Raw genomic sequence first — 21,274 nt, 5'->3', positions numbered from 1 at the left:
CTTTACAACAGGTTATCAATTCACGCCATTTATTTTTTCAAAAATTTCAAGAATATCAATTAATTACAACAGAATCACTTGTACCTGAAGATGAGTCGGTTAAAGATCAAGGCCGTAGTAGCACAAGTAGGGTAAATTATGAAAATAGAAAGTTACTTGGTAAACAATTACCTCAAGAAACACACACTCAGCTCGAGGCTGTGGCTAATGAACTCTTTCGTTTAATTGTTGGCTCTGCACAACCAAAAACTTATCTGGCTCGCGTCCCCGAAGCTACAATTAGTGAAGTTAACCCTTATATGACTGTTTGTGAACTTGCTGAACAATACACCCCTTTAAACAGTTCAGAAATAAAAGGGAGCCCAATAGAAATTATCTGTTCCAGCAGAGTCTTAATGAATGATCTTGCCAGAATTACTGTTTCTTCATTACTTCTCGCTGAAAATGATATGCATGGAGGAAATATTGGATTTTGTCAATTTAATGGTGAGCTACGCTTGGTTAAAATTGATGGTGATGAGGCATTGTACCCTCTAACAAAGAGAGGCGAAGAGGAACTACTTCCCAAGCTAATAGCTCAGAATGGTAGACTCATACCGATTAAGGGCGCCCAATCTATAGATTGCTTTAGTTTAAATCGAAGCGATCTGGAGCAGTTGCCAGCGATAAAAAATCCAGCCAATGAAGGTGATAAAGAACTTGCTCAAAATCCTTCGGACCACTTTCTGCCATTTAACTGGGCATTTCGCACCGTTGGAGAGCTTGAGCTTAAAAAAATTCAAAATGATCCTGATTTCCAGCAAGATAAAGATATAGCAATCATCAAATTTTTGATGATCCCAAGACAAGTATTTAGCAAACTCGCCGATAAACTCATTTCAAAGCCAGAATTAAAGCGTGAATTTCTGGAGTGGATTATTTACAGGCAGCATAAGTGTTACCAAAAAATGTTTTTAAGTTCAGAAAATTGCATTCATTTATATAGAAATCAATATATTAGAGAAATTTTAGAAAAAGAAATTCAAGAGTTTATCTTGGAAATGAAACAAGATGGATATGAATATACAGAAAATATTAGCCTTAACAATACCATTCTTAATGAACTTGATATTCTTCGTGATCAGCACTATGAAATAGACAAGCGCTTGGGTAAAGAGCCTGATTTAGAGACTATTGGAAAAATTCGCTCTCTTGATTGTGACAAAATTTTATTGAGCTTATCAGAATATGATTGCGCCCCATCTGCAGAAAAAACAAAAGCTCATGACGAAGCATTAAATTCGACACGAGCTAAACACGCTTTATATAAAAGTACCCTGAGGGATTTATATAGTGGCAAGGAGGAAGAGCATAATTTAGAAGATGTAAAAATAATGAATCCTTAAAAAATTGGAGTTTATATAATGAGCCTGAATGAGAAATATTCTAACCCGCACATGGTGACGCTTGATTTTGAAATTGAATATTTAAAAAAGAAAATATCATATTGCAATGATCAAATAGCTGAATTTACTAATAAAATAATTGTATATCGTCGTGAGAACGATAAAATTCAGAGGGATTTCCTGCCTTATTATAATAAAGATAAACAAATTTACCATGAAAAAATTCAAACATGCGAAGAAATACTGGAAGTAAATAAAGCACAAATCAAACATCATGAAATAATTATGAATAAACTTGAACAGCGCTTAGAAGAGTTGAAAGACGAGCTCAATAGAAATCAACATCGACATGGAGAACGATAAAATACTCTGGTAATTAAGCGTAAGAATTCAAATTTGCTCTGAAAGTTACCTCTCTTTAAGAGGGGTATATCAAATCCAGTTCGATAAAATTTTTTTTGTGCTCTATTAAAATTTGTAAAGACAAACATCCCTTAGTTTTTCAATTACACCCCATTCTTGTTAGCGAATACCGATTTTTATACAAAGCTATTGAATTACATATTTAATATTCTCCAAAATTGCTTATATTCCCCGATAAGTATTCTCATCCTAAAAGGTATTGATTCGATAACTTTTTTAGATCCATTTACCAATAAAACTACCGGCCCCTATTGACAATACTTTAAGTAATACACTAACATTACATTAATGTTACACTACACTAATACATTAATATGAAAATACATACATCAATAAAACATTCAGCACTTCCAAACTTAATGCATGCAATCAGCCTACTCGAGAACAAAGAGGAAGCGTTGCAGTTTTTTACTGATTTATGTACTCCAGCAGAATTGGAGGCAATGGCAGATCGTTGGCAAGTTGTTCCATTATTGCGACAAGGGATCCCCTATAGAACGATTCACGAACAAACGGGAGTAAGTGTGACCACGATAACACGAGTTGCACGTTGTTTAAGTTTTGGCACAGGTGGTTATGAGTTAATCGCAAAGAAATTGGAGGTATCGTGAAAAATCGTTTACGTTTGGCCTTACAAAAAAAGGGGCGTTTATCAGAAGAGTCGTTAACATTGTTACAACAATGCGGTTTAAAATTTCGAATTAAGCCTAACAGCTTACTTACCCACGTGGATAATTTCCCTATCGATCTGCTTTTCGTTCGTGATGATGATATTCCTACTTTGGTTTTTGATGAACTATGTGATGGAGGCATCGTAGGTGAAAACATGCTCTTGGAGTGTGCCCTTGCCAATCCAGAAAAATCTTATAAAACCATAGCCCAACTAGGTAATTGTACTTGTCGCTTATCTATAGCCGTCCCTGAAGCCATGGATTATCAAGGGCTGGGAAGTTTGGATGGTAAACGAATTGCGACCAGTTATCCTAACTTACTGAAGCACTACTTAAAAAAACAAAAAATATGTGCAGAAACCCTGGTTTTATCAGGATCTATTGAAGTGGCTCCACGTATGGGTATGGCCGATGCAATTTGCGATTTGGTTTCAACCGGCCAAACCTTGGAGGATAATAAACTTGTTGAAGTGGATACTATACTGCAAAGTCAAGCAGTATTAATTCAAGGTGGGAAAAAAAACTCCCCCCTATTTCAAAATTTATTTGCAATGCTTGCTCGTAGAATACTCGCAGTACAACAAGCCCAAGAGCGAAAATACATTGTCTTTCATGCCCCAAAATCAGCTCTTGAATCAATAGCTGAAAAATTACCAGGAGCTGAAGCACCCACTATTTTACCCCTACCGGGAAACCTCAACAAAGTCGCGGTTCATGTTGTTTCTAGCGAGCGGATTTTTTGGAACACATTGGAAACCATTCAAACACTGGGAGCCAGTTCTATATTGGTTTTACCCATAGAAAAAATGTTGGAGTAACCTCATGTTAACAATTAAAAACTGGCCGTCTCTATCTCAAGCTGAAAAAATGCAATGCCTTACTCGCCCCTTGCAAACTTCTTCGGTAAAAAAACAGGTAGAACAAATTATAAAAAAAGTCCAATCCTTTGGCGATAAAGCATTACTAGCACTTACAGAACAATTTGATGGGGTTCGCTTAGAAAATCTTCGGGTTTCAACACAACAGATAAAAAATGCTCGCATCAGCTCCCAAGCTTTAAATGCGCTTAATGAAGCAATAAAAAACATCTCTACTTATCATCAAGCTCTTTTACCAGATAATAAAAAGATAAATACCGCTAAAGGAGTGAATATTTATAGCACTTATAGACCAATTCAACGTGTAGGTTTATATGTCCCTGGCGGTAATCAAACTCCTTTAATTTCTTCATTGCTCATGCAAGCAATCCCTGCAAAAGTTGCAGGCTGTCCTGTGAAAATATTATGTACCCCGCCTAATAGTAATGGTTCTATTAATGAACATCTACTGGTTGCTGCTCGGTTATGTGGTATTGAGACTATTTATGCTTTAGGTGGTGCACAAGCAATTGCAGCAATGGCTTATGGATCTAACAGCATTACAAAAGTTGATAAAATTTTTGGTCCAGGAAACAGTTATGTTACAGAAGCAAAAACGCTTGTTTCATCCGATCCTAATGGTGCTGCCATAGATATGCCAGCTGGACCTTCTGAGGTGATGATCATCATCGACAATAAGGCAAACCCAGCATTTATTGCCGCAGATTTATTGGCGCAAGCTGAACATGGAGTTGACTCACAAGTTATTTTAATTTGCGATAACCAAAGGCAGGCAGAACAGGTAAATCAGCAATTAAAAGAGCAATTTAAAACTTTATCAAGAATACACATTATAAAACAATCATTGGCAAACAGCATGATTATAGTTTGCCCTGAACATGAAGAACAAGTGAGTATCATTAACAGCTATGCCCCTGAGCATTTAATCATAAACCGCGATGATGCAGAGTTATGGATCGATTCTATCAATGCTGTAGGTACCGTATTCATTGGTCCTTGGGCTGCAGAAACACTTGGCGATTATGTAACAGGATCGAATCATGTTTTGCCAACTAATGGCTTTGCTCGAAATCATAATGGGTTAAGTACACTTGATTTTCTTACTTGTTTTAATGTGCAATCTATTAACCAGGAAGGAATCAAACATATAGGCCCTGCAGCAATCACGCTGGCACACATTGAAGGCTTGGATGCACATGCAAACGCAGTAGCAATCAGGCTAAACTCACTGGAGGGTTAAATGTCCGTACTTAACTTAATACGCCCTGAGCTATTAAACAGCCAGGTTTACCTCACAAATAGTGGCCAAATCAACCATCGCCTACACGCTAACGAGCTTCCCTGGTCTGCATTAAAGATGGAGACAGATTTAAATTTTTACCCTGAAAAAATGGTGCAAGAACCACTACTAAAACAATTAGCAACACTGTATCAAGTAGAGGTAAATCAACTTGTTTTAACTCGCGGCTCGGATGATGGGATTGATTTAATCACTCGTTTGTTTTTAAGCGCAGGGCAAGATTCCTGTATGCAATTTCCACCTACCTTTTCCATGTATTCATTTTATGCACATTTACAACAGGCCCAATTGATTAACTGTCCTTTAGACCCCTTGAATTGCTTTGAAATTTCAGTAGAAGAAATTCGTAATCGTTGGCAAGAAAATTGTAAAATAATTATCCTTTGTAACCCGAATAATCCTACCGCCAGTTTAATCAATATCGGTCAAATTGCAGCTTTATGCGAAGAATATAAAGACCGCTCCATGATTGTTGTCGATGAGGCATATATTGAGTTTACACAGAATCAAAGTGCAACTTGCCTCATTCCTCAATTCGATAATTTGATCATCCTGAGAACGTTATCCAAAGCCTATGGGCTTGCGAATCTTCGTTTAGGGGGCATTTTAGCCCAAGCTCATGTTATCCAAGCGTTAAATAAAGTCATGCCGCCATTTCCGCTTTCCACTGTCGTAATTAATCTGGCACTAAAAGCGTTGGCAAAGCAGGAATGGTTTTCCGAATCGATAAAAAAGATTAGAAAAGCCCGTACTCAATTGATTCAAACATTAACATCATGTCCTCTTATCAAGAAAGTTTATCCCAGCCAAACCAATTTTATTCTCATTAAAACTCTGTATGCGGCTGAACTCGCTATGTGGCTTAACTCTCATGGAATCGCGGTTAAAAATTTTCCCATACACTCCTCTTTACCGGATCATTTACGTATCACCGTAGGAAATGAAGCCCAGAATATTTTACTTCTGAATACCCTATCTTCATTTCAACCCAATTCATCCCTGGCGGGATGCAAATGAACCATAATGTTTTAGGATTTTAAAATGCAAAAAATTTTATTTATCGATCGTGACGGGACTTTAATTGAAGAGCCTTATGATTTTCAAGTTGATTCATTGGATAAAATCAAACTTGCGACTGGAGTAATCCCCTCTTTATTGCAACTGCAAAAAGAAGGATTTCGTTTCGTTATGGTGACGAATCAAAATGGTATCGGTACGTCTGCATTCCCTGAGGATGCATTTTTAATGTGCCATGAATTTACTTTGGATCTCTTTTCCTCTCAAGGTATTTATTTTGATGAAATTTTTATTTGCCCACACATGCCCGAAGATAATTGTTTGTGTCGTAAACCTAAAACAGGCTTGTTGGATCAATTTATAAAAGAGACCATAATTGACAAAAAATCTTCCTGGGTTATTGGTGATAGAGATTCTGATCGCCAATTAGCGGATAATTTAGGGATAAAGTTTTTACCAATCAACAAAGCACATGGATGGGAGCAAACTACCAGAACGATACTTAATAATAAACGTACTGGATTTATTAGAAGAATAACCCAAGAAACAACAATCGAATTATCAGTGTTATTAGATTCTGATCAAATCAGCCCTATCAACACCCCCATCCCCTTTTTTAACCATATGCTCGAACAAGTGGCAAAACATGGTGGATTTAATCTGGAATTAAAGGCTAATGGGGATGTAGAAGTTGATGATCATCATTTAATCGAGGATACCGCAATTGCTTTAGGAGAAGCCCTCAAAGATGCCCTTGGTAACAAATGGGGCATTAATCGCTATGGTTTTACTGTGCCTATGGATGAATCCCTCGCCTCTATCGCAATAGATATAGGTGGTAGAGGTTTTTGCGTGTTCCAAGGACAATTCATTCGTGAGTTTGTTGGCGGTATGGCTACAGAAATGGTACCTCATTTTTTTAATTCACTCGCCAATGCTTTAGGTGCGACGATTCACATTGAAGTTAGGGGTAAAAATCATCACCATATGATAGAAGCCTGCTTTAAATCACTGGGTAGGGCATTAGGCCAAGCGTGTGCAAAAACAAATAATTTTTTACCATCGACGAAGGGGGTTCTATGATTGCCATTGTAGATGTGAGTGGAACAAATCTAACGTCCTTAGCGAACGCATTGCATAGATTAGGGTTTAATTATCAACTCACCCATGATGCACAGGAAATACGCAATGCAAGCCATGTGATTCTCCCAGGTGTAGGTACTGCCTCTTATGGAATGAATGCACTACGCCAATATGACTTAGTCGATGTACTTACGTCATTGGAACAACCCCTATTAGGTATATGTCTTGGTATGCAATTATTACTTGAAAACAGTGAGGAAGGAAACGTGCAATGCTTAGGGCTTATTCCAGGACAAGTACGACGACTGCCTCGAAAAAAAGGCTATCCAGTACCTCACATGGGCTGGAATCAATTGCAATGGTGTAAAAATACTTCATTACAGATTGGTTTAAATGAAACTAATTATGTTTATTTTGTGCATAGTTATGCACTTTACGCTACTGAACATGCTTTGGCATTTTGTGAGTATAGTGAATCGTTTACCGCCATAATCCAAAAAAACAACATTTGGGGTATGCAATTTCATCCAGAAAAATCAGCAGATACAGGAATGACGCTACTTAAAAATTTTTGCAGTACTTAAAGCATTTTAAATTATTCCTAAGCAGATTAAAGCTTATTATTACCGGAGGATGTATGATTCTTATTCCAGCAATTGACTTACAAGCAGGTCGTTGTGTGCGCTTACGACAAGGGCAGTTTGATCAAGTGACTCAATTTGATATGTCACCTATAGATCGCGCATCCTATTTTGCAAAACTAGGGGCAAAACGATTACATATTGTTGATTTAGATGGAGCAAAAATTGGAACCATGCAACAGCTACCATTAATTTGCACCATGCAACATACAGGAGTTACTGTACAAGCAGGTGGCGGAATTCGTTCGCTAGAACAAGCAAAAACCTGTTATTCAGCAGGAATATCACTTTTGGTTATAGGAAGTATAGCAATTACCGATCCTGGCTTAACCACAAAAATTATTAACGAAATTAGCCCCAAAAATATTATCCTTGCTCTCGATATTCGCATGGAAAACAAAATCCCTCTACCCGCCACTCATGGTTGGCAAACTACTTCAACTATGAATTTATGGGAAGTTGTTTCTTTTTATCAACAATTAGGTATTACACAAATATTATGTACTGATATTGCCTCTGACGGTATGATGCAAGGACCAAATTTTGATCTTTACCAAGAAGCAGTAGAACGTTTTCCCAATATTGCCTGGCAGGCTTCTGGAGGCATTCGTCATCAAGATGATATCAACAAACTGCAGAAACTAGGCATTAAAGCAGCTATCTTAGGATTGACGATGTATCAAGATGTTTTTAACTTGAAATCAATATTATCAAGCCCTGTAACACCGATGGAATAAAAAGCCAAAATCCATTTTATTATAAAGAGTCTCAATTATGTTAACGAAACGAATTATTCCCTGTCTTGATGTACGCGAGGATCAAGTCGTCAAAGGAATCCAATTTCGCAATCATCAAATTGTTGGTAATATTCTCGATCTCGCAGCCGAATACTCTACATCTGGAGCAGACGAGCTTGTCTTTTATGATATTACTGCGAGTTCGGAGCAACGTTCTGTTTGTCCTAAATGGGTTCATCAGGTCGCAGCAATAATAAACATTCCATTTACGGTGGCAGGTGGAATTCGCTCTCTTGATCAGGCAAAATCAGTACTAAATGCAGGGGCCGATAAAATATCCATTAACAGCCCAGCGTTAGAATATCCTCATTTGATTAACGACTTATGCCGCAATTATGGGAGTCAATGTGTCGTGATTGGAATCGATAGTCAATGGATAAATGATGATTATTATGTATATCAATACACAGGGGATGAGAAAAAAACAATTAATTCCAAACGCAAAACATGTGAGTGGATTAAAGAGGTTCAAGATAGAGGTGCTGGAGAAATTGTATTAAATTGCATGCAAGCTGATGGAGTGCGTATGGGCTATGACTTACCTCAGTTACAAGCGATGCGGGCTTTATGTGAAATACCCTTAATTGCATCAGGGGGAGCAGGAGCAATAAATGATTTTACGCAAGTCTTTCTTAAAGCCGACGTAGATGGGGCTTTGGCTGCAAGTGTGTTTCACAACAATATTTTAACAATTAACGATATTAAATTAGCATTAAAAAAAGAAAATATTGAGGTACGATTATGAATCATATAGAAATTAACGCTTTGGATTGGAAAAAAATGAATGGCTTGTTACCTGCCATTATCCAAAATGCAGAAAATGGTAATGTTTTGATGTTAGGTTACATGAACCAGGAAGCCTTAATTGCGACATTAACGACAGGCCAGCTTAATCTATACAGTCGAAGCCGTAAACGATTATGGCGTAAAGGAGAAACTTCAGGTAACAGCATGTCAGTGCAACATATTAGCGTTGATTGTGATAATGACAGCTTACTAATTCAAGTTTTACCTAAAGGTCCTGCTTGCCATTTAGGATATAGCAGTTGCTTTCAACCTACAAATAACACGGGCCTTGGTTTCATACATGAACTTATTGAGCTCATCAATGAACGTGCTGATTCGCAAAATGAACATAGTTATACAGCAAGACTATTAGAATCCGGAATAAGTAAATGCGCCCAAAAAGTAGGCGAAGAAGCTGTGGAAGCAGTCATAGCTGCCGTAAATAATGACCGTGAAGAATTAGTGAATGAATCTGCCGATTTAATCTTTCACTTATTTGTGTTATTAAAAGCTTGTGAACTAAGTTTTTATGATGTCTTGCAATGTTTACAAGACAGAAATGCAACTGTTCATAGCTAATGACCTAGACAAAAGGGCATTCTGTTAAGGTGTGAGGTATCTGTGACTTTGCCTAGAACACACCCTCTTCTTGCGCGCCTAAGCGTCAATTTAGTCTAAAATTGACGCTTAGGCGTAAATCCCATCGCCCAAAAAAAAATTATACAACTGCTAGCAAAACCGCAGTCAGATAATTACCCTCAGGAAAAGAGGCTAATGTAGGATGACAACTTGCCGGACCGTACACTCCTAAGATACGAGCTTGTTTTCCCACGGCTACTGCTTGTACACTTACTAAAGAACAAAATTCTTGCGATGAAAGCGCTGCGGAGCAATTACAGGTCATTAACAAGGATCCTTTTTTCATGTGCTTAAATACTTCTCGGTGTAAAAAGCGATAATAATTTTTCGCCCGTTGTAAATGCTGTTGTGAAGGAACTAATTTAGGAGGATCTAAAATAATAACATCATATTCCCCTGCTTTTGTTAAATAATCACGAGAGTCTGCCTCAATAAACTCTATTTGAGTTAATTGATTTAATAGTGCATTTTTTCTACCTTGAGCAATAGCCTGAGCAGAACTGTCCACAGCAGTTACTTTTAATGCGCCTGCTTTGGCTGCATGTAAAGCAAACCCCCCTGTATAAGAATAAAGATCTAATACATTTTTACCTTGTGACAACTGAGCAATACGCTGATGGTTCTCACGTTGATCAAGAAATAAACCCGTTTTTTGAGCTTGGGCAAATTCAACTTCATAAATCACCCCCGCTTCAAGAACATTCTCGTGATGATGTGTGACATGTTCACTGCTTTGCTTCCATCCATCCTGACTTAAAGGTTTTTTTTGTGGCAACCAAATTAGTTGATCTGTAGGCAATATCTTCTCAAGAGCCTGTATTATTATTTGTTTATGGAGCTCTACCCAATAAGCGGAACTCGCAATAACACATGTTTGATTAAATCTGTCTATGGTTAAACCAGAAAGACCATCTGCTTCACTATTAAACAATCGATAAGCGGTAGTTTCTGCATTAGGCAAATTTAAACATTCTCGCACCAACATTGCTTGCCTTAAGCGGACGGCAATTACGGCGTCTAAATTGCTTGTATCAATAGACTCAGATGTAAGTGCTAATACCCGGACTCTGTACAAAGAATGTTCATTGAATACACCCACACCTATGAGTTTTTCATCCGCATCATAAATATGGACAAAATGGCCTGTAACTAATTTCCCGCCTGTTTTTGCAATCGCTTTTGGGAATATCCATGGATGCCCTCGTAGCACTGTATTTTGCTTTGCTGCCAGCAATGTAATTTTTGCATTCATTTATCTATTTCCCCAAAAACAAAAATGGGCTAATCTACACAAAGACCGAAAAACCTGCAATAATCTTTCTCTTAATAAATCTGAAAAGAGCAGTTGTCGATCGCAATCAATAAATTAAAAAATAAAAATACAAGGCCCACTATGCCGCAAAAAATAATAACACTATTTGATAATGTTGAAGATCGTAAAAAAGGACTTGCTCTCAATTTAAAATACAATTTTAATTCATATGCTGTGATTATGAATAGTATATGTACTCCTGTTTTAAAGAAAAATACATTTTGTTTCGAAAATTATACTTTAGCTATTAATTCATTCTGGTAACAATATGGAAAAAACACCCAAATTATCCTTTGGCATTACTCTAGGTGCTTTAGGGGTGGTATTTGGCGATATTGGAACAAGTCCATTATATGCTTTGAAAGTAACGATGGATAATCTGCCAATTACTCAAACAACAATTAAGGGGGTGCTATCCCTCATTTTTTGGTGCTTGATAATTATCATTTCGTTCAAATACTTAATCATGATTTTTCGTGCAGATAATGATGGAGAAGGAGGTATTCTTGCTCTTTTAGCATTAATGAAGCATAAAAGTACGAAATATGTGCCTATATTCTATATCGTCGCCATATTCGGCGGAGGTTTGCTCTTAGGTGATGGGATGCTCACCCCTGCTATATCCGTGATAAGCGCTGTTGAAGGCCTTAGCACCCTTTCACCCTCATTTGAACCATATATATTGCCTATCGCCGTAGTTATTCTAATATTTCTATTCATGCTGCAATCAAGGGGAACTGGAAATATAGGAAGTCTCTTTGGTCCTATTATACTTATTTGGTTCCTTACCATAGCGATACTTGGTATCGTACAAATTGCTAAAGCACCCGTAGTACTTACCGCAATTAATCCTTATTATGCCTTTGCATTAATCCATGAGACTGGGTACAAAGGTTATTTATTATTAGGGGGAATTTTCCTGGTTGTTACTGGAGGGGAAGCACTTTATGCTGATATTGGACATTTTGGAAAAAAACCGATTCGCATCAGCTGGTTTACTGTGGTTCTTCCCTCCTTAATATTAAACTATTTTGGGCAAGGAGCTAATTTACTATTACACCCCAAAGCCATTAGCAACCCTTTTTATATGATTGCGCCTAATTGGTTTTATATTCCTTTAATTATTCTTGCTACTATCGCCACAATAATTGCATCACAAGCAGTAATTTCAGCAACTTTTTCTTTGACAAAACAAGCTGTCTTACTAAGTTTATGCCCACGAATCCCCATAGTACAAACATCCAAAGACTACTCTGGCCAAATTTATGTACCCCAAATTAACATCATTTTGTTCATTGGAACCCTAACATTTTGTTTTACTTTTAAAACATCAGATAATCTTGCCCATGCTTATGGTATCGCGGTAAATACGTATATGCTCTTGATTGATGCAATGGTTGCTTATGCTGCGCTCGCTATCTGGAAGTGGTCAATATTTAGAGTTGGGCTAATATTTGGATTATTTTTAATTATCGATTTTGCATTTCTAGGTTCAAATTTACATAAATTTCTTACTGGTGGTTGGGTCCCAGTTACGTTTGCTTTACTTATAGCAACTGTTATGTATACATGGAAATTTGGCTTGGAATATTTACAACAAAATTATTACATGAATAAAGATGATATTTCCAAAATTCTCAAACAACTTGAATACAAAAGTTTAAACCAACTATCTGATTTAACTGCAATTTTTATAACTGATGTTTATGATAAAAGTGGAGGAAGTTTTCTCCATTTCCTAAAACTTTGCAGGGCAGTTCCAGATAGAGTCCTCATTCTAAATTATGTTGTGGATAATATTCCTTATGTACATCACAGCCAACGTTATGAAATCACATGCTTACACGAAAAAGTATTTAACCTGACTTTGCATTATGGATTTATGGAGACTATTTCCATACCCAGAGCATTAGAAAGGGCTTCAAACAAAAACCTTTTTCCCTTTAAATTAAATATTGATCGCGCAACATATATGGTGGAAATCCCCAATATTTCAGCATCTAAAACGAAAAAATCGCTAACTTTTTTCTGGCAAGAAAAATTATTTGCTTTTTTAATCCGTAATTATTCAACTAATTTGAATATAGATTTTTATAAATTACCTTACAATAGAACTATGGCAATTGGCACTTACTATATTATGTAATTCAGGAGTTTTTATATGTGGTTTAATAACGCCCTTATCTATCAATATGAGCTGGATGATACTTGTGATCTCGCTGTTTCCTTAGCGGAAAACATTCTAAAACCTTGTCCTCCTCATGCTCGTTTTGTTTATGGCTGGCTCCCTCTCATTGCGGATGAAATGATTCAAGAAATTGCAGGGAGCTCCCTTATCTGTCTCGGTAAAGAGGAACGCCTACTTCCTCGAGGTGTGATTAATAAAATGCTTGCCGAGAAGGTGCAACTGCTCGAGACCCAGCAAGGACGTATGGTAAAACGAGCTGAAAAGGCACAAATGGCAGAGGATATTGAGTTTGAATTACTACCAAAATCATTTTGCGTCCAAAAAAAATTACTTGCTATTCTTGATAGTTCCAGCAAAAGAATCATTGTTAATACATCCAGTCCAAATCAAGCAGCACAACTCACCTCCTTTCTACGTAAGTCAGTAGCTGGGATCTCTATTGAACCCCTATCCCACACAGAAAATCTCGCTTTAAGGTTTGCAGAATGGATTCATTCTCCAGAAACTCTTCCCCAACATTTTCAATTAGCCTCAGATTGCTTACTCTTCGCTCTTAATGATGAAAAAAAACGTGTACATTGCAAAGGCTATGAGTTACCTGCTGAAGAAATTTTAACCCTACTTTCACAAGGTATGGCTACAGCAGAAATCTCTTTAATCTGGAAAGAAAGAATTCAATTAACATTGACACATGATTTTACATTTAAGAAATTGAAAAGTCTTGATTATCTCATCGATGATTTTAATGAAATCAAACAACTTGATGAGGAATACCAACAACGGGATGCGGCACTTGCTTTATTATCAGGGGAGCTTCGAGAGTTAATCAACGATCTTTTGGCAGCGCTTATAGTTAAACATACAGAGGAAAAAACCGAATTAGAAGCTGTATAAGTTACGTATTATCTTAAAATAACCATGTTATTCCCGCGAAAGCGGGAATCTATCTACATTTGTTATAACACAACCCCAAAAGCAAAATTAAAGCTATTCACCTGATTCTTGATAGCAGATTAGAATATCTACATGTGTTATCTTTCTCATGTATGGACTCCATCTTTACTATCAATATTCAGTTGATAGATACAATGAAACCAATTTACAGCATTAGCAACTATACAAGTAGCTTGTTTTATTGAAGATCTCGGTTTGTTGCAAGTGAATTACTTGTTGTTCCAAAATTAAATTATATTGTTCAATGCATCTATAGATTTGTCCAGGATATTAAACAATTTTGTTCCTATTCTAAGATGGGTTGATTTTTAACTGCATCATAATAAGATGCTGTTGATGTGGATGCTATTGTAGTGGAAGCCAATACGATAAGTGCTTGCTTCATATAAATATCCTGTAGTCTACAAGGACAGGCATGATACAAAAGACCAACATCTCCAGCAAGATTTCATTAAAATCGCTACACTATTCGTTCCATTTTATTGGTATGGTAAGTTGCATTATATATAGACAACGCTTCTTCTGCTGCTTTATTAAAGCCTAAAGCCTTGTTTGATTCATACATAACTACCAAGGCTTGCTTTACACTAGGGGCCTGAGGGTAGTTTTTTACTACATAATTTGCTCTTTCAATAGCAGCAACATACATTTTACGTTTAAAATAAAATGTAGACGCATTCAACTCATGTTGTGCAAACATATTTCGTAAATATGTCATTCGCTGTAACGCATTTGCTTTATATTTACTGTCTGGGAATTTTTGAACCAAGATACCAAAATCTGAATAAGCCTGTATTTGTGTCCCTGGATCCCTCCATGACTCATCCAAAGGTAAAAATTTTGCGAATACACCGCGTGTTTGCTGGAAATTTGCCATACCTTTCATGTAATAGGCATAATCTACATTTCTAGCACGTGGATAAAGATGAATAAATCGCTCTGCTGTAGCCGCAGCTGCAGGATAATCTTCATTTTTATAATATGCATAGATTAAATCCAGTTGCGATTTTTCGGTATAATCGCTAAAAGGATACATTGTTTCTATTGCTTCCAAATGTTTTATTGCAGTAGCATATTCTTTTTTATGCAAATCTTTCTGAGATGCAGTATAAAGTTGTTCTGCAGTCATTCCTTTATAAGGGCTATTATCTTCTTCATCTTTGTGCCACCATGACTTACAAGCCGCTAAGGACACAATAAGGGCAAACAGGAACAACATTTGAATTCGTTTCATAAACCACACCTATTTAAAATATATTCACCACAATTACTACAAGCCATAAAGGCAGAAAATCAGAAAACATTATACCTATGACTATTGAATTTGCGAATATTCTTATGTTTTTTATACACTGAAATAAATAGAAATTTTAAATTATCAAAAATATTTAACTTTATTGAAAAGAATATAAAAAAGTATTTGCAAAAAAAAATCGGTTGGGATAGTATTGCCCGTGGAGAGATGGCAGAGTGGTCGATTGCGGCGGTCTTGAAAACCGTTGAAGGGCAACCTTCCCAGGGTTCGAATCCCTGTCTCTCCGCCAAAAGACCTCAATCAAATCTATATATTTTTCACAATCATAGTTTTTATCAACATCCATATCTGAAGTTGATCTTTACCATAAAAATATCAAAAGCATATTCCTCTAATTGATTGCTTTTTCGTAATAAATCTAAATATTGATGCAGTAAGAAAAAAACCTGTCTTTGTTTATTGAACCTTATAGCAAACCACTTCAAAGCTTAGAGTTTGGAGTGACAATGTAGGGTATAAGGGGAAAATAGTTATGAACTTAATAAAACCTTCGTAATAGCAGGCATTTCTTGTATTACAGGTTTAACCCTAGAAATTATGTCCTATATTCCTAATAAATTTAATATGAAATTAATAATTTCATTGATATAGTAAAAAGATCTAACCTATGGAGATTTTCGTGTTGAGAAATTCATTAAAAAGTTTTGGTACCATAACAAAACTATTACATTGGTTGATTTTTATCCTGATTAGCCTCCAATTTTATTTGGTATGGATTAGTGTTCCAAGCAATCCGTCTAATCAAACATTCTATATAATGCTTCACAAATCAATAGGCATGATTATCCTGCTGCTTGGTTTATTCTTTATAATATGGCATCTAATCGATATAAAACCCTTACCTCCAAAAATACAACCACATTGGCAATCAATAACAGCAAAAATAGTGCATTATATACTTTTTATTCTTTTACTTGCCATGCCCATTGTAGGCTATTTATTAGTATGTGCTAACGGAAGAACTGTAAATTTTTTTGGCTGGTTTAATCTTCCCTCTCTCATCTCTAAAAACAAGCATATTGGTGATATTATGTTTTCTCTGCATGAAAAACTTGGCCACTTGATATTAATCTTGGTGGGCATTCACTTTCTTGCTGCTCTCTATCATCAACTGATCGTGAAGGATAATGTCTTAAAACGTATGCTTCCATTCAGCTGAGAAGATTAAGGGAAAATCGTTGTTTTTCAGACGAGGGCTTACAAAAACAATTGTGTGTGAATCGAAATTTTACTTATTGTTTTTGCTTAAGCATAACCAATCATTACTCCACTACCACTCTAATTTTGATTAGCGTTTTCAAACTGCTCTAAAAATAATTTGTTAACACATGCTTCCTAAGTTACTTTTCACTTCACTTTGATCGTTTGCGCTTACTCTAGACTCAATAACGCGTGTCGCTTCTGGTTTTACACGAGCATTTAATTTAAATAAACCAAATAATGAAGTGGCTATAGATAGAGAATTGTCTGATGTTTTCGTAACAGGAACTGTTTGTTCTACTTCAACTTTAAAATAGGGAACCATGCCTTTAGCAGTTAAAGTACCGTTGCCATTATCTGTAATTTCTGCAGGACCTTGATATTCCTTTATTGGACAAGAAATACTGCCTTTATTTTTAATTGACACACTGACATTATATTGATTTTTTTCCATTTCTTTAAATATTGCCACCGTTTGGAATTTACATGGCCCACATTCTACTTCGCCAGTATATGTTCCTTTTCTAACAAGAGATTCTTTTTGGAGTTCGCCTTGTGATTTTATGTCAGGCATAAAGAGTTATCCTTTTAAATTTTGATATAATACACACCGCACTAAGTGCCTACATTTCATGCATTAACTATTAATTTATATTTAGCCTATTATTTGCAAAAAAAATTTTAGACCTAATATAATTAACTATAATCAAGCCACCCCAATAATGACCGATAAATGCACTGGGTGATTTATATTTTACCACTCATTTATTAAGGTTTTATTAGCCATAGATATTAACTAGCTACGACATGTTGCCTCAAGTTCATATTTCGAACGCGAACCTCAATAAGCATAAATATTGTATCATTGCCTAAAAATCATTGTTGTGGAAGAAGATGAACCGAGATAGTATCATTAAGAATGGCTTTGTATTTAAAACATTGTATTGGCTTTATCATCGTAGCAACAGGATTCAGTACAATCATTACTTACACAATCATCCAAGCATCAAGAAACAAAGTTTTTTTGATTAAGGCGAGTTGACAATTCATCCCCGCCGCGTAGGTGCACGACTTGCTCCTGATAGATGGTCACAAAAAGTGAGCATAACTTTTGAAAAGTATGATGAGTATTTTTTGAAGTGCATGAGGATATGTAATCCAATAGTGCTTTCGACCTTATAAGGCTCACCATCATGCACTTGACTGAATGATTAACTAAAACATTCGCAGAGCAACTCCCCTAAGTTCATAAAAATAGATTAAAGAGTTGAATGAGTACCAGCGAAGTAGCGGTTAGCACTAACAAACTTTATTTAACGCGCTCAGGTAGGCCGATATCCAATACCAAGAGGGAAAGTAGCGCTATTCAAAAAATAGATAGGCTATTGGGCAATGGACATTTACACGTGGAACGAGACTTGTTTCACAAGAATGAAAATCATATTACTGGTGGCTGCTATTGCTACTTTTGTTGCCTGGCTTGCAGGGCTTCATATTAAATCAATAGGCAAAGCTTCTGATTTTCAAGCGCATTCTGCTAAATCCGCTTTCGCTTTACCCATCGTGTTCCCTGGAAAACACATGTTGAAAAAAAGCTTCTTTTGACTCAAGATAGCTTTCAGAATTTTTAATGATGCCTTATTAATGCGCTTTTCAAGCACAACATGCAGACTCTCAGATGTGATTTTATTTTATGTAGATTTCTGGATCTTGTTCGCGCATTGGCAATCTTAATCTAAGGCAGAGTTCCTCATCTAGATCACGCAATTCTGGATTAAGATCCGCAATCCGATTTAATTTCCATTGTCTACACCAACTTTTGAAACGCTTTTCACGTCGGACAGCATCTACATAGGCTTCATAAAGCTTATTTGATATTCGTCAATATAAACCTCCACTTAAGCGGAGGTTAGGATTAAGTAATTCGATAATGTTTAAAGCAAGAAATCACTATACTTTCAAATAAGGAATTATATAATTTAGTGCTTCACAATTTTGGAGTGACTCATTAGATTTTTTGCATACAAATCATAGTCCATCATGCCATAACTTGCCTCTATCTGTTGAGTCAAGCTATCTTGTGTTTCACCATCTAATTCACTAAATTTCCCATTATTAATGTGCTTTAGTTTTACTACAGCAAAATCACCATTAGGTAAAACAAAACCGTCCTTGCTTTCTGGTCGTAGCAGATTAAATGCCATATCGTTTATTTCAACATCCTCTTTGTCATTATCTCTAGTTGCCTTTACTACAGACTTCCATTCCAATTGATTCGAAACGATAAGATCTTTTTGTTGTTTTTCTTCACCAGGATTTAATAAACTCATTCCAATTTTTTTGGCTTTGGTTTCCGCCTCTTTTTTAACTAGAATTTTATGAATTCGATCATGAACCGCATCCAATGTTTGCTCTTTTTCAGGCCAATGTCGATTAACTCGTACTACCACTACAGAATCATTATCAATTTGTATTGGATCGCTATTATTCCCCAAATCAAGCACATCATGACTGAAGGCAGAATTTATAACTTGTTTATTTTTTGCGATGCTTTCAGCCCCCCCTTCCCTAGAAAAGGGTTGGGTCTTTACTATTTTTAAGTTTAAAGCATCAGCAACAGGTTGCAAAGAATCTGGGGATTGATAACTTAAATCAGATAATTGCTCCATAGCTTGTGTATATTGAGTTTGCGCCATTTCCACAACTAATTGTTCTTTGATTGACGCTTCCACTTCAGATAATGGTTTCGTTGAAACAGGCTTATAATCAATCAGTTTAAAAATCTCATATCCATGCTTTGTTTTCTCTGGAGATGAAATTTGCCCAGGAGTGGTTAAATGAGATAATAATTTACTGTATTCATTTTGTCCTGCTGCAATCCATGGAAGAACCCCATTGTCAGCGACAGAAAGTTTGTCATCAGACATCTTAGAAACCAGATGATCAAACTGTTTTGGATCTTTCTGCAAAAGGAGATAAGTGGAATTAGCTTTATTTTGGATTTTTTCTAACTCATCTTTATTTGCACCTTGAGGTACCGCAAATAAAATATGAGCCACATGCCATCGAGCAGGGGTTAAGTAATTATTTTGATTTTCTTCATAATAACGTTTAACGTCATCATCCGATACATTAACCTTATCTTTAATGTCATGCATGGATAAATTGACATAGTCCAAACTAACTTTTTCTGGAGCCATAAACTCACGTTTATGTTTATTATAATAATCAGTAATAGCATCTTGAGAAATTTGCACATCTTTTTCGAAGCGAGATACAGGAACGATTAAATATTCATAATCTCTGCTTTGCATATACAAACTCACAAAACGATCAATTTCATCAGGCAAAGCAAAGGAGCTTCCCATAAACGCAAACCGTTGTTGATTAAGAAGCATTCCTTGTTTTACTTCATTTTGGAAACTTGATTGCGTGAATAATGCAGCATTTAAGGCCTGTTGATACTTTTGAGCCGAAAAATGACCATCTTCTTGAAATTGTGGGATACTCAAAATTGCTGCATTCGCTTGATCTGCGCTCACATTAAATCCATTTTTACGTGCCGCTTGTACGAGAACCTCGTTATTAATCATTTGATCTAAAACTTGGTTTTGCAATTTCTTTTCATCTGCAGCAGTCAATTGTGAGAGATCTTGCATCGCGCGAGCCCTTCTGTAACTAGTATCAAACGCCTGAAGAGTAAGTGGGAAATCATTAACGACCACTTTAGCGTTTGTTGTTTGACGAGATTGCAAATAATAATCGACACCAAAAAGTGTAAACGTAATACCGATTAAGATGACCACTAACCAAGCTACAACACCCTGTATACGTTCATTTAACTTTTGCAACATATCCGACGATCCATTTTATATTAATAATGCTATAAATTTTTTGAGGCTGATTATATCTCAATAGGATAAAGAAAAAAACAAAAACCAATCATCTGTTATTGTAAGAGTTTCATTTTAGGCAAATTGAGTAATTGTATTGTCCAGAATAAAAGTAAATGCTTACTAAAATAGTCAGCAAGATCTCTTGGCCGCATTGAGAACTAACCCCAATAATCTCACTGTAAAGCGACTCAATAGACGAGAACGCTATTTGCAACAGCAGCCTGTCATCGCTGCCATCTATTACTTTAAACAACGACTGCATCGATTACTCATGCGAAAACATCGCACCGCAAAGCAGTGTACGCGTTTAATCCCTCTCTTTCTTAAACTCGTTGCCAGTCTGAAGGAAAGTCCTTTCGATTCCCTAAAGACTCTAGGCAAAACATTATATCAATGGCGGGAAGAAGTGGTTAGAATGTGGCGATTTACTAAAAACAACGGCATTACGGAAGGGTTTCATCGGAAGATGAAACTGATTCAACGTCGTGCTTATGGATTTAGGAACTTTGAAAATTACAGATTAAGAGCCAGGTTTTGTGTTCTTGATTAGTGCCCCCGGATTTGGGGATGAGCCGAAGAGCCACAACGGCATTACGGAAGGCTTTCATCGGAAGATGAAGCTGATCCAACGACGTGCTTATGGATTTAGAAATTTTGAAAATTATAGATTAAGGGTTAAAGTTTTGTGTTCTTGATTAGTGCCCCCGGAAATGGGGATGAGCCAAAAGTATGTTTTGACTCATTTAAGTGGCGGAGTGGACGGGGCTCGAACCCGCGACCCCCGGCGTG

General features: G+C 36.4%; 19 protein-coding genes, 1 tRNA gene and 2 pseudogenes. 18 read left to right on the top strand and 4 right to left on the bottom strand.

From position 1 onward, the window contains the following. The first annotated feature begins 200 nt into the window (after positions 1-200). The 11 genes from EKG34_RS01765 (at position 201) to hisIE (ending at position 9,560) form a co-directional block, all read left to right on the top strand. On the top strand, positions 201-1,385 hold the full coding sequence (locus tag EKG34_RS01765; protein ID WP_003631961.1) for a hypothetical protein: 1,185 nt from the start codon (positions 201-203) through the stop codon (positions 1,383-1,385). Positions 1,386-1,403: 18 nt separating this feature from the next. Then, a complete protein-coding gene (locus EKG34_RS01760; RefSeq protein ID WP_003631962.1) occupies positions 1,404-1,748 on the top strand; it encodes a hypothetical protein in 345 nt (114 codons plus the stop codon). Positions 1,749-2,122: 374 nt separating this feature from the next. Further along, positions 2,123-2,419, top strand: coding sequence for a YerC/YecD family TrpR-related protein (locus tag EKG34_RS01755; RefSeq protein ID WP_003631963.1), 297 nt, complete (start codon positions 2,123-2,125; stop codon positions 2,417-2,419). Then, positions 2,416-3,297 carry an ATP phosphoribosyltransferase gene (gene hisG / locus EKG34_RS01750; protein ID WP_012979027.1) on the top strand — a complete coding sequence of 294 codons (882 nt, stop codon included), beginning with the start codon at positions 2,416-2,418 and terminating at the stop codon, positions 3,295-3,297. The genes EKG34_RS01755 and hisG overlap by 4 nt, the downstream gene beginning before the upstream one ends. Positions 3,298-3,301: 4 nt before the next feature. Beyond that, a complete protein-coding gene (gene hisD, locus EKG34_RS01745) occupies positions 3,302-4,597 on the top strand; it encodes a histidinol dehydrogenase (RefSeq protein ID WP_003631964.1) in 1,296 nt (431 codons plus the stop codon). Next, positions 4,598-5,674: a histidinol-phosphate transaminase gene (hisC, locus tag EKG34_RS01740; protein ID WP_003631965.1), complete on the top strand. Its 1,077-nt coding sequence runs from the start codon at positions 4,598-4,600 to the stop codon at positions 5,672-5,674. A gap of 24 nt (positions 5,675-5,698) precedes the next feature. After that, complete coding sequence (hisB, locus tag EKG34_RS01735; RefSeq protein ID WP_003631966.1) at positions 5,699-6,757, top strand: bifunctional histidinol-phosphatase/imidazoleglycerol-phosphate dehydratase HisB; 1,059 nt, start codon at positions 5,699-5,701, stop codon at positions 6,755-6,757. Next, complete coding sequence (gene hisH / locus EKG34_RS01730) at positions 6,754-7,341, top strand: imidazole glycerol phosphate synthase subunit HisH (RefSeq protein WP_003631967.1); 588 nt, start codon at positions 6,754-6,756, stop codon at positions 7,339-7,341. Before hisB ends, hisH begins: the two co-directional genes overlap by 4 nt. A 53-nt stretch (positions 7,342-7,394) precedes the next feature. Further along, positions 7,395-8,135 (top strand): 1-(5-phosphoribosyl)-5-[(5-phosphoribosylamino)methylideneamino] imidazole-4-carboxamide isomerase, encoded by a 741-nt coding sequence (locus EKG34_RS01725; RefSeq protein ID WP_003631968.1) that lies wholly within the window; start codon positions 7,395-7,397, stop codon positions 8,133-8,135. Positions 8,136-8,172: 37 nt separating this feature from the next. Then, positions 8,173-8,940, top strand: coding sequence for an imidazole glycerol phosphate synthase subunit HisF (hisF, locus tag EKG34_RS01720; RefSeq protein ID WP_003631970.1), 768 nt, complete (start codon positions 8,173-8,175; stop codon positions 8,938-8,940). After that, a complete protein-coding gene (hisIE, locus tag EKG34_RS01715; RefSeq protein WP_003631971.1) occupies positions 8,937-9,560 on the top strand; it encodes a bifunctional phosphoribosyl-AMP cyclohydrolase/phosphoribosyl-ATP diphosphatase HisIE in 624 nt (207 codons plus the stop codon). The genes hisF and hisIE overlap by 4 nt, the downstream gene beginning before the upstream one ends. Positions 9,561-9,699: 139 nt before the next feature. Here the strand turns inward: hisIE and EKG34_RS01710 are convergent, their stop codons facing one another. Further along, positions 9,700-10,872, bottom strand: a complete 1,173-nt coding sequence (locus tag EKG34_RS01710) for a class I SAM-dependent rRNA methyltransferase (RefSeq protein ID WP_003631972.1) — start codon at positions 10,870-10,872, stop codon at positions 9,700-9,702. 328 nt (positions 10,873-11,200) lie between these two features. Between EKG34_RS01710 and EKG34_RS01705 the strand changes: the two genes are divergently transcribed. Together EKG34_RS01705 and EKG34_RS01700 are read left to right on the top strand one after the other, a co-directional pair. Next, positions 11,201-13,078, top strand: coding sequence for a potassium transporter Kup (locus tag EKG34_RS01705; RefSeq protein WP_003631974.1), 1,878 nt, complete (start codon positions 11,201-11,203; stop codon positions 13,076-13,078). A 15-nt stretch (positions 13,079-13,093) separates the two neighbouring features. Then, positions 13,094-14,014 (top strand): recombination-associated protein RdgC, encoded by a 921-nt coding sequence (locus tag EKG34_RS01700; protein ID WP_003631975.1) that lies wholly within the window; start codon positions 13,094-13,096, stop codon positions 14,012-14,014. Positions 14,015-14,534: 520 nt separating this feature from the next. On the opposite strand, the gene EKG34_RS01695 is transcribed toward EKG34_RS01700, so the two are convergent. After that, positions 14,535-15,308 carry an outer membrane protein assembly factor BamD gene (locus EKG34_RS01695; RefSeq protein ID WP_003631977.1) on the bottom strand — a complete coding sequence of 258 codons (774 nt, stop codon included), beginning with the start codon at positions 15,306-15,308 and terminating at the stop codon, positions 14,535-14,537. Between the two features lie 222 nt (positions 15,309-15,530). Here EKG34_RS01695 and EKG34_RS01690 point away from each other — a divergent pair. Together EKG34_RS01690 and EKG34_RS01685 are read left to right on the top strand one after the other, a co-directional pair. Beyond that, positions 15,531-15,618 (top strand) — tRNA-Ser (locus tag EKG34_RS01690). 390 nt (positions 15,619-16,008) lie between these two features. Then, entirely contained in the window at positions 16,009-16,548 is a 540-nt protein-coding gene (locus tag EKG34_RS01685; RefSeq protein ID WP_003631978.1) for a cytochrome b, read from the top strand. 162 nt (positions 16,549-16,710) lie between these two features. Here EKG34_RS01685 and EKG34_RS01680 read toward each other — a convergent pair whose 3' ends face one another. After that, the gene (locus EKG34_RS01680; RefSeq protein ID WP_003631979.1) at positions 16,711-17,163 is read right to left on the bottom strand and encodes a hypothetical protein; all 453 of its coding nucleotides are present in this window, start codon (positions 17,161-17,163) and stop codon (positions 16,711-16,713) included. Between the two features lie 857 nt (positions 17,164-18,020). Between EKG34_RS01680 and EKG34_RS01675 the strand changes: the two genes are divergently transcribed. Beyond that, a complete protein-coding gene (locus EKG34_RS01675) occupies positions 18,021-18,194 on the top strand; it encodes a hypothetical protein (RefSeq protein WP_003631981.1) in 174 nt (57 codons plus the stop codon). A 374-nt stretch (positions 18,195-18,568) separates the two neighbouring features. Here the strand turns inward: EKG34_RS01675 and EKG34_RS01665 are convergent, their stop codons facing one another. Continuing rightward, complete coding sequence (locus EKG34_RS01665; protein WP_003631982.1) at positions 18,569-20,443, bottom strand: SurA N-terminal domain-containing protein; 1,875 nt, start codon at positions 20,441-20,443, stop codon at positions 18,569-18,571. Between the two features lie 172 nt (positions 20,444-20,615). Here EKG34_RS01665 and EKG34_RS01660 point away from each other — a divergent pair. Beyond that, positions 20,616-21,031 (top strand): annotated as a pseudogene (locus tag EKG34_RS01660) (ISL3 family transposase); the annotation flags it as partial. Between the two features lie 35 nt (positions 21,032-21,066). Next, positions 21,067-21,180: pseudogene (locus tag EKG34_RS01655) on the top strand (transposase); the annotation flags it as partial. Positions 21,181-21,274 lie beyond the last annotated feature (94 nt).

Source organism: Legionella longbeachae, from assembly GCF_004283175.1.
Classification (GTDB): Bacteria; Pseudomonadota; Gammaproteobacteria; order Legionellales; family Legionellaceae; genus Legionella; species Legionella longbeachae.
The sequence above is the reverse complement of the archived record's forward strand: the minus strand, read 5'-3'. Positions and strand labels throughout refer to the sequence as shown.